Here is a 7,055-nt window from a genome sequence, read left to right as displayed (position 1 = left end):
ATTCCGTATCGGTCACATCACCGCGTGTCACACACTGGTGATACCGCCCGCTCCCGCCCCGGCGGGGGGGAATCACACGATCGTGACCAGCGGCAACTGATCTGAACTACGAACAGGGCCTAGGTGCTCCCGAATGAGGCGGGCCGCCCCCAGCACGCGGGGGCGGCCCGTAGCGGTCTTGCGAGCCGCGTCAGCAGCCGACGAGCTGCGCGGCGAGGAACGACTCGACCTGCCCGATCGCGATGCGCTCCTGGCTCATCGAGTCGCGCTCCCGGACGGTCACCGCGTCGTCCTCCAGGGTGTCGAAGTCGACGGTGACGCAGAACGGGGTGCCGATCTCGTCCTGGCGGCGGTAGCGGCGGCCGATGGCGCCGGCGTCGTCGAAGTCGACGTTCCAGTTCCGGCGCAGCCGCGCGGCGAGGTCGCGGGCCTTCGGCGACAGGTCCGCGTTGCGCGACAGCGGCAGCACCGCGACCTTGACCGGGGCGAGCCGGCGGTCGAGCCGCATCACGGCGCGCTTCTCCAGCTTGCCCTTGGCGTTGGGCGCCTCGTCCTCGGCGTAGGCGTCCATCATGAACGTGAGCGTGCAGCGGTCGACGCCCGCCGCGGGCTCGATCACGTACGGGGTGAACCGGTCGCCGGACTCCTGGTCGAAGAACGACAGGTCGGCGCCGGACGCCTTGGAGTGCGTCGTCAGGTCGTAGTCGGTGCGGTTGGCGATGCCCTCGAGCTCGCCCCACTCGCTGCCGACGAAGTCGAACTTGTACTCCACGTCCACGGTGCGCTTGGAGTAGTGCGACAGCTTCTCCTGCGGGTGCTCGTACAGCCGCAGGTTCTCCTTGCGGATGCCGAGGTCGACGTACCACTGCATGCGCTCGTCGATCCAGTACTGGTGCCATTCCTCGTCGCTGCCGGGCTTGACGAAGAACTCCATCTCCATCTGCTCGAACTCGCGGGTCCGGAAGATGAAGTTGCCGGGCGTGATCTCGTTGCGGAACGACTTGCCGATCTGCCCGATGCCGAACGGCACCTTGCGGCGCGCGGACTGCTGGACGTTCAGGTAGTTGATGAAGATGCCCTGCGCGGTCTCGGGACGCAGGTAGGCGAGGCCGGACGCGTCCTCGACGGGGCCGAGGTAGGTCTTGAGCAGGCCGTTGAACATCTTCGGCTCGGTGAAGGAGCCCTTGACGCCGCAGTTCGGGCAGCCGATGTCGGCCAGGCCGCCGGCGGGCGGGCGGCCGTGCTTCTCCTCGTAGGCCTCCTCCAGGTGGTCGGCCCGGAAGCGCTTGTGGCATGACTGGCACTCGGTGAGCGGGTCGACGAACGCCTGGACGTGGCCGCTGGCCTCCCAGACCTCGCGCGCCAGGATGACGCACGAGTCGAGGCCGACGATGTCGTCGCGGCCCTGCACCATGGCCTTCCACCACTGGCGCTTGACGTTGTTCTTCAGCTCGACGCCGAGCGGCCCGTAGTCCCAGGACGCGCGGAGCCCGCCGTAGATCTCGCTCGACGGGTAGACCAGCCCCCGCCGCTTGGCGAGGTTGACGATCGTGTCCAGCACATCGGAACGGCGTGCCATGAAATCTTCTCCATCCGGCTGGCGGTCGGCGGGACAGTGAGTGCACCCCGGCCCCGCGCGGCGGCGGGCGGCGGCGAGTGTGATCCCCGGTGATGAGCCCCGGCGCGGGCATCGCCGCCGCCGGAGAGCATTCCCCAGCTTAGGGCACCCGGCGGCCTGGAAACGCGCTAGTAGACGCGGCCGTCCGCGATGTCGCTGTCGATGTCGAGCGTGACGCCGCCGTGCGTCTCCCGGTGGGCGCCCCGGTACTGCTTGACACGGCGGTGCGGTGCCCACCAGCCGTCCGGCAGGAACGGGTCGTCGTAGACCGAGGCCAGGCCGTTCCAGTTGGCGAACCAGACGGCCTCGGGCTTGCTGATCCCGGTCGCCCGGCCGACGTCGCGGATGGCGGATCTCGCGCTGCTGTAGAGGCAGGGGACGTAGCCCTCGTCGGTCAGCCGCTCGACCCATTGGTCGACGAACCGCAGGACGGCGGCCTTGCACCCGCGTTCTCCGCCGTTGTAGGCCTCCATGTCGAAGTAGATCGGCTTGCCCTCCGGGATGCCGAGCGCCCTGGCCCTGCGGGCGGCGTCCACGGCGGCCTTCGCGCCCTGTCCGGCGGCGTTCCCGGCGGTGAACCGCTGCGGACGGGTGCCGCACGGCGCCTGCAGGCCGACGTAGGTGGGCGTGATGCGGTACCCCATCCTGCGGACCTGCCGCACCCAGGACGCGGTCAGGTTCGGCTGGGCGCAGCCGCGCGCGGCACCGCCGATGTAGATGTTGGTGACCTTGAACGAGGGGCGCCACGCCATCATGGTCGCCAGCGACGGGGCCGTGCACGTGTCGAACCCTTTGCCGCGCACCCACGGACGGTCCAGATCGGCATCCTGCACCGGATCCACCGGACCCGCCGGATTATCGTCAGCGGCGGTCGCAGGGGCGACGACGGAAGCGAGGGCCGGAGGCGGGGTCGGGGCCGCCCGGCGCACGCCGGACTCGGAGCCCGCGGCGGACGTGCGCGGCGTCGCGGTCCATCTCGCGGACAGCCGGGCGCCGCGCAGCATCCGCTGGAGCCGTCCCGGGTCCCGCCCGTACACGCCGGTGATCATGACCCCGGCCTCGGGGAGGGTGAGCCGCGTCTCGTGGGCGGCGTTCGGTGCGACGGTGAGCGTGGCGAGCCTGCCTGCGTGCACGACCGTCCGCGCGCCGCGTCTGCCCCCTGCGTGGCCGACATCCGCGGGCCCGCCGTCCACCGACGCGCCGTCCAACGGCTCGATGTGCACGGCCTCGGTGCGGCCGACGACTCGCGCCGGGCAGTCGGGCTGCGGCCCGGGACGCCCGAGGTAGACGGCGTGCCGGTCGTAGCGGACGCACCGGGCCGGATCCGCGTCCAGCCGGTGGACCCGCCAGCCGGCCGGGACGGGAACGCGCAGGCCCCGGTACTCGACGACGCGAGGCCCGGCTGTCCCCGTCAGCGCGCCCTCCACCGGCGTTCCCCTCGCCGGCGTTCCCCCTGTCGGCGCACCCCCGGTCGGCGCACCCCCCGTCAGTGCGGCGGCCGGACGGGACGCGACCCGTCCGGGGCCGGTACCGAGGACGGCGAGAACGGGAACGACCGCAGCCGCCGAGAGCACGCTGAACAGGACCGCATGGCGCATGACGACTCCCCCGAGGACCGCGGCATGATCACGTATGGGCGAAGATGACCATGAACGCGGCACCCGAAACCGGGGCCGCACGCTTCTTGCCCGGCGGTTGCCCGGCCCGTGAACCGGGCGGCCGGCGGACCGGCCGGGTCAGGCCGAGCTGACGATCTCGTAGGCGCCGGGCTCGTCGACCGCCATCACCGCGAGCGGCATGAACTGGAGCCGGACGTCGTACCCGCCGAGCGCGCGCCGGTAGTGCCCGGCGCCGTCCCATTCGGTGACGAGGGCCCACAGGCCGGGGTCGTCGACGGTGCGGGCGAGGCGGCCGGAGCGGAACCCCGGGCTCGCCGACAGCGCCGCCAGCACCGCGGTCATCCGCTCGGCGAAGCCGTCGGCCTCCTCGCCCGGCACCCGGTACCGGGTTATCGCGATCATCCGCCCATCCTCGCAGTACGTTGGGGCGCGTGGAGACGAGACGTGAGCGCGAGGGCGGCCTGCGGGCGGCCGTCGAGCGGCGGAGCGCGGCTCCGCTGGTGTTCCTGCACCGGCTGCCGCGGTGGGTGCTGCTCGCCGCGGTGTTCGTGCTGCTGGTGGTCGGCATGGCCGGGACGGGCTGGGTCGCCGCCGCCGGGCTGCTGGTCCTCGCCGTCGCGCTGGGCTGGTTCGCCTATCTCAACTGGCCCGCGCTGGACGGCTCGGGACGGCTGCTGCGGATCGTCACGCTGGCGGTCCTCGTCGGTTTCGCCCTGGGACGCGGCATCGGCCGATTTTGACAACCGTTTTCATCTTCGTCCATAATCGCCGTGTGCCCCGCCTCCGCGAGTCCCTGCGCGCCCTCCCCGCGGCCGTCCTCCCCGCGGTGGTCCTCGCCCTGGCCGGGCTCGCCGCGGGCCTGACGGGCTGCGCCGACGCGGACGCCGACGTCCCACCCGGCAAGACCGCGGTGGTCGCGTCGTTCTATCCGATGGCATGGCTGGTGGAGAAGGTCGGCGGAGACGACGTCTTCGTGCGGACGCTCACCAGGCCCGGAACCGAACCCCACGACCTGGAGCTGACCGCCCGGCAGGTCGCGAACATCGAGGACGCCGACCTCTCCGTCTACGTCGCGGGCGTCCAGCCCGCCGTGGACGACGCCGTCGCCAGGCACGCGGAACGCGGCCGGTCGCTGGACGCCGCGTCCCTGGTGAGGACGCTGCCGCCGCCGGGCGAGACCCGCGACGAGGAGGCCCACGACGGCGTCCGGCACCGGGAGGCGTCCTACGACCCGCACCTGTGGCTCGACCCGAGCCGCATGGCGACCGTCGCGACCGCTCTCGGCGAGCGGCTGGCCGCCGCCGACCCCGGCCGCGCGTCCGGCTACCTGCGGCGCGCCGCGGCCGCGGCCGGCGAGCTGAACGGGCTCGACCGCGCCTTCGGCGACGGACTGGAGACCTGCGCGCGCAGGGACATCGTCACCGCGCACGCCGCGTTCGGCTACCTCGCTGACCGTTACGGGCTGCGGCAGCGCCCGGTCTCCGGCGTCGACCCGTCCGGCGGGCCCTCCCCGAAGCGGCTCGCCGAGCTGACCCGGCTGGTGTCCGCCTCCGGCGCGACGACGGTCTTCACCGAGACGCTGGTCAGCCCGAAGGTCGCCGAGGCGCTGGCCCGCGAGGCGGGTGTCCGGACGGCCGTGCTGGACCCGGTCGAGGGCATCGAGGAAGGCTCGTCCGGCGACTACATGACGATCATGCGACAGAACCTGCGGACGCTGCGTCCCGCCCTGGAGTGCTCATGACCCGCCCGACCGAGGAGACCGCCCCGAGCAAGGAGACCGCGCCGAGCGAGGAGACCGCCCCGCCGTTCGCCATGACGGGCGGCACCGTCCGGCGGGACGGCCGCGAGGTGCTCGCCGGCGTCGACCTGCGGGTCGAGGCGGGCGACGTGCTGGCGGTCCTCGGCGCGAACGGCGCGGGCAAGTCCACGCTGGTCAAGGCGCTGCTCGGGCTCGTCCCGCTGGCCGCCGGCCGCACCGAGATCTACGGCGAGCCGCCCGCCCGGTTCCGCGCCTGGAACCGCCTCGGCTACGTTCCGCAGCGGCTGCCGATGGGCGGCGGCGTACCGGCGACCGTCCGGGAGGTCGTGGCGTCCGGGCGGGTGGGCCGCCGGTCCCGCCGGCTGCCCGCCCTGTTCACCGACCGGGCGGCCGACCGCGCGGCCGTCGACCGCGCGCTGCGGGCGGTCGGGCTCGGCGAGCGGGCCCGCGACTCGGCGCACCTGCTGTCGGGCGGCCAGCAGCAGCGGGTGCTGATCGCCCGCGCTCTCGCCGGCGAGCCCGACGTGTTCGTGATGGACGAGCCGACCGCCGGCGTGGACGCGCGCAGCCAGGCGGCGCTCGCCTCCACGCTCCACGAGCTGGCCGGGGAGGGGCGCACCGTGGTCCTCGTCGCGCACGAGCTCGGCCCGCTGGAGCCGCTCGTCACCCGCACGATCGAGCTGGGCCGGGGGCGCATCGTCCACGAGACCACCACCCACGCGACGACGGTCGGCCGGACGGCGACCACGGGAAGGCCCGCGTGAGCGAGATGCTGCAGTACGACTTCATGCGCGTCGCCCTGGTGATGGCGGTGCTGATCGGGCTGACCGCCCCCGCCGTGGGCACGTTCATCGTGCAGCGCAGGCTGTCGCTGCTCGGCGACGGCATCGGGCACATCGCGCTGACCGGCATCGGGCTGGGACTGCTCACCAGCACCTCCCCCGTACTCGGCGCGCTGGCGGTGTCGGTGCTCGGCGCCGTGGCGATCGAGGTGCTGCGGGCCCGCAGCCGCAGCGGCGGGGACGTCGTGCTCGCGCTGCTTTTCTACGGCGGGCTCGCAGGCGGCGTGCTCCTCACGAACGCCAACGGCGACGGCTCGGCGACCCTCCAGTCCTACCTGTTCGGCTCGATCAGCAGCGTGACCGTGACCGACCTGTACGTGGTCGCGGGGCTCGCCGCCGCCGTCCTCGCGATCATCGCGCTGTTCGGCCGCGAGCTGTTCCTGCTGTGCCAGGACGAGGAGGTCGCGCGGGCGGCGGGCCTGCCCGTCCGGTTCCTCGGCGTGCTGATCGCCGCGACCGCCGCGGTCACGGTAGTGATCTCGATGCGCGCGATCGGGCTGCTGCTGGTCAGCGCGCTGATGGTCGTCCCGGTGGCGGCGGCGCAGCAGGTCACCCGGGGCTTTTGGGGGACGATGCTGGCCGCGATGGGGATCGGGGTGCTGTCGGCCGTTTCCGGGCTCGCCGGGTCCTTCGAGTACGATCTGCCTCCGGGCCCCTCGATCGTGCTGCTGGCCCTCGCGGCGTTCGTGGTCGCGGTCGCCGGGGGCTCGGTGGTGCGCCGCAGGCGCGCCCGGGCGAGCGCGGGCGAGGCCGTCCACGCCGGGCCGGGCGGGGAGGCGCGCGTCGATGCCGAGGCGGAGGTGCTCAGGGGATGACGACGGCCCGCCGGGACGCGGTACGGCAGGTGCTGGCCGGCTGCGAGAGGTTCCGCAGCGCGCAGGACATCTACGCCGACCTGCGCGCCGACGGTTCCAAGATCGGGCTCACCACCGTCTACCGGGCGCTGCAGGCGCTCAGCGACGCGGGCGAGGTCGACGTGCTGCGCACCGACGAGGGCGAGGCCGTCTACCGCGCCTGCCGGACCGAGCAGCACCACCACCACCTCGTCTGCCGCGGCTGCGGCCGGACGGTGGAGGTGGAGGGCCCGGCCGTGGAGCGCTGGGCGGACACGATCGCCGCCGAGCACGGGTTCACCGACATCACCCACACCGTCGAGGTGTTCGGCACCTGCGGCGGGTGCGCCGCGAAGGCGCGCTGACCCGGCGGCCCTGGTCTAC

The 7,055-nt window shown here is 73.4% G+C and carries 8 protein-coding genes; 5 read left to right on the top strand and 3 right to left on the bottom strand.

Annotated features, from left to right (window positions below; genetic code table 11):
• Positions 1–190: 190 nt before the first annotated feature.
• The 3 genes from SM418_RS27855 to SM418_RS27845 all read right to left on the bottom strand — a co-directional run bounded on the left by SM418_RS27855 (position 191) and on the right by SM418_RS27845 (position 3,639).
• Positions 191–1,579 carry a glycine--tRNA ligase gene (locus SM418_RS27855; protein ID WP_371944488.1) on the bottom strand — a complete coding sequence of 463 codons (1,389 nt, stop codon included), beginning with the start codon at positions 1,577–1,579 and terminating at the stop codon, positions 191–193.
• A 167-nt stretch (positions 1,580–1,746) separates the two neighbouring features.
• The gene (locus SM418_RS27850; RefSeq protein ID WP_371944490.1) at positions 1,747–3,216 is read right to left on the bottom strand and encodes a glycoside hydrolase domain-containing protein; all 1,470 of its coding nucleotides are present in this window, start codon (positions 3,214–3,216) and stop codon (positions 1,747–1,749) included.
• A gap of 138 nt (positions 3,217–3,354) precedes the next feature.
• Positions 3,355–3,639: an antibiotic biosynthesis monooxygenase family protein gene (locus SM418_RS27845; RefSeq protein WP_371944492.1), complete on the bottom strand. Its 285-nt coding sequence runs from the start codon at positions 3,637–3,639 to the stop codon at positions 3,355–3,357.
• A gap of 29 nt (positions 3,640–3,668) precedes the next feature.
• Here SM418_RS27845 and SM418_RS27840 point away from each other — a divergent pair, with 29 nt between their 5' ends.
• The 5 genes from SM418_RS27840 to SM418_RS27820 are packed head-to-tail and all read left to right on the top strand — an operon-like array spanning position 3,669 to position 7,036.
• Positions 3,669–3,977 (top strand): DUF6703 family protein, encoded by a 309-nt coding sequence (locus SM418_RS27840; RefSeq protein ID WP_371944494.1) that lies wholly within the window; start codon positions 3,669–3,671, stop codon positions 3,975–3,977.
• A gap of 32 nt (positions 3,978–4,009) precedes the next feature.
• Entirely contained in the window at positions 4,010–4,978 is a 969-nt protein-coding gene (locus tag SM418_RS27835) for a metal ABC transporter substrate-binding protein (protein WP_371944496.1), read from the top strand.
• Positions 4,975–5,760 carry a metal ABC transporter ATP-binding protein gene (locus SM418_RS27830; RefSeq protein WP_371944498.1) on the top strand — a complete coding sequence of 262 codons (786 nt, stop codon included), beginning with the start codon at positions 4,975–4,977 and terminating at the stop codon, positions 5,758–5,760. Before SM418_RS27835 ends, SM418_RS27830 begins: the two co-directional genes overlap by 4 nt.
• A complete protein-coding gene (locus SM418_RS27825; RefSeq protein ID WP_371944500.1) occupies positions 5,757–6,653 on the top strand; it encodes a metal ABC transporter permease in 897 nt (298 codons plus the stop codon). The genes SM418_RS27830 and SM418_RS27825 overlap by 4 nt, the downstream gene beginning before the upstream one ends.
• Positions 6,650–7,036, top strand: coding sequence for a Fur family transcriptional regulator (locus SM418_RS27820; RefSeq protein ID WP_371944502.1), 387 nt, complete (start codon positions 6,650–6,652; stop codon positions 7,034–7,036). The genes SM418_RS27825 and SM418_RS27820 overlap by 4 nt, the downstream gene beginning before the upstream one ends.
• The last annotated feature ends 19 nt before the right edge of the window (positions 7,037–7,055 follow it).

The sequence above is a fragment of the Actinomadura chokoriensis genome (assembly GCF_041463665.1).
In the GTDB taxonomy this organism is placed as follows: Bacteria; Actinomycetota; Actinomycetes; order Streptosporangiales; family Streptosporangiaceae; genus Spirillospora; species Spirillospora chokoriensis_A.
The sequence above is the reverse complement of the archived record's forward strand: the minus strand, read 5'-3'. Positions and strand labels throughout refer to the sequence as shown.

Bases quoted from the DNA above. Each gene is read 5' to 3' on its own strand.
- SM418_RS27855 (WP_371944488.1), bottom strand. From the start codon at position 1,579: ATGGCACGCCGTTCCGATGTGCTGGACACGATCGTCAACCTCGCCAAG.
- SM418_RS27820 (WP_371944502.1), top strand. From the start codon at position 6,650: ATGACGACGGCCCGCCGGGACGCGGTACGGCAGGTGCTGGCCGGCTGC.
- SM418_RS27830 (WP_371944498.1), top strand. From the start codon at position 4,975: ATGACCCGCCCGACCGAGGAGACCGCCCCGAGCAAGGAGACCGCGCCG.
- SM418_RS27850 (WP_371944490.1), bottom strand. From the start codon at position 3,216: ATGCGCCATGCGGTCCTGTTCAGCGTGCTCTCGGCGGCTGCGGTCGTT.
- SM418_RS27845 (WP_371944492.1), bottom strand. From the start codon at position 3,639: ATGATCGCGATAACCCGGTACCGGGTGCCGGGCGAGGAGGCCGACGGC.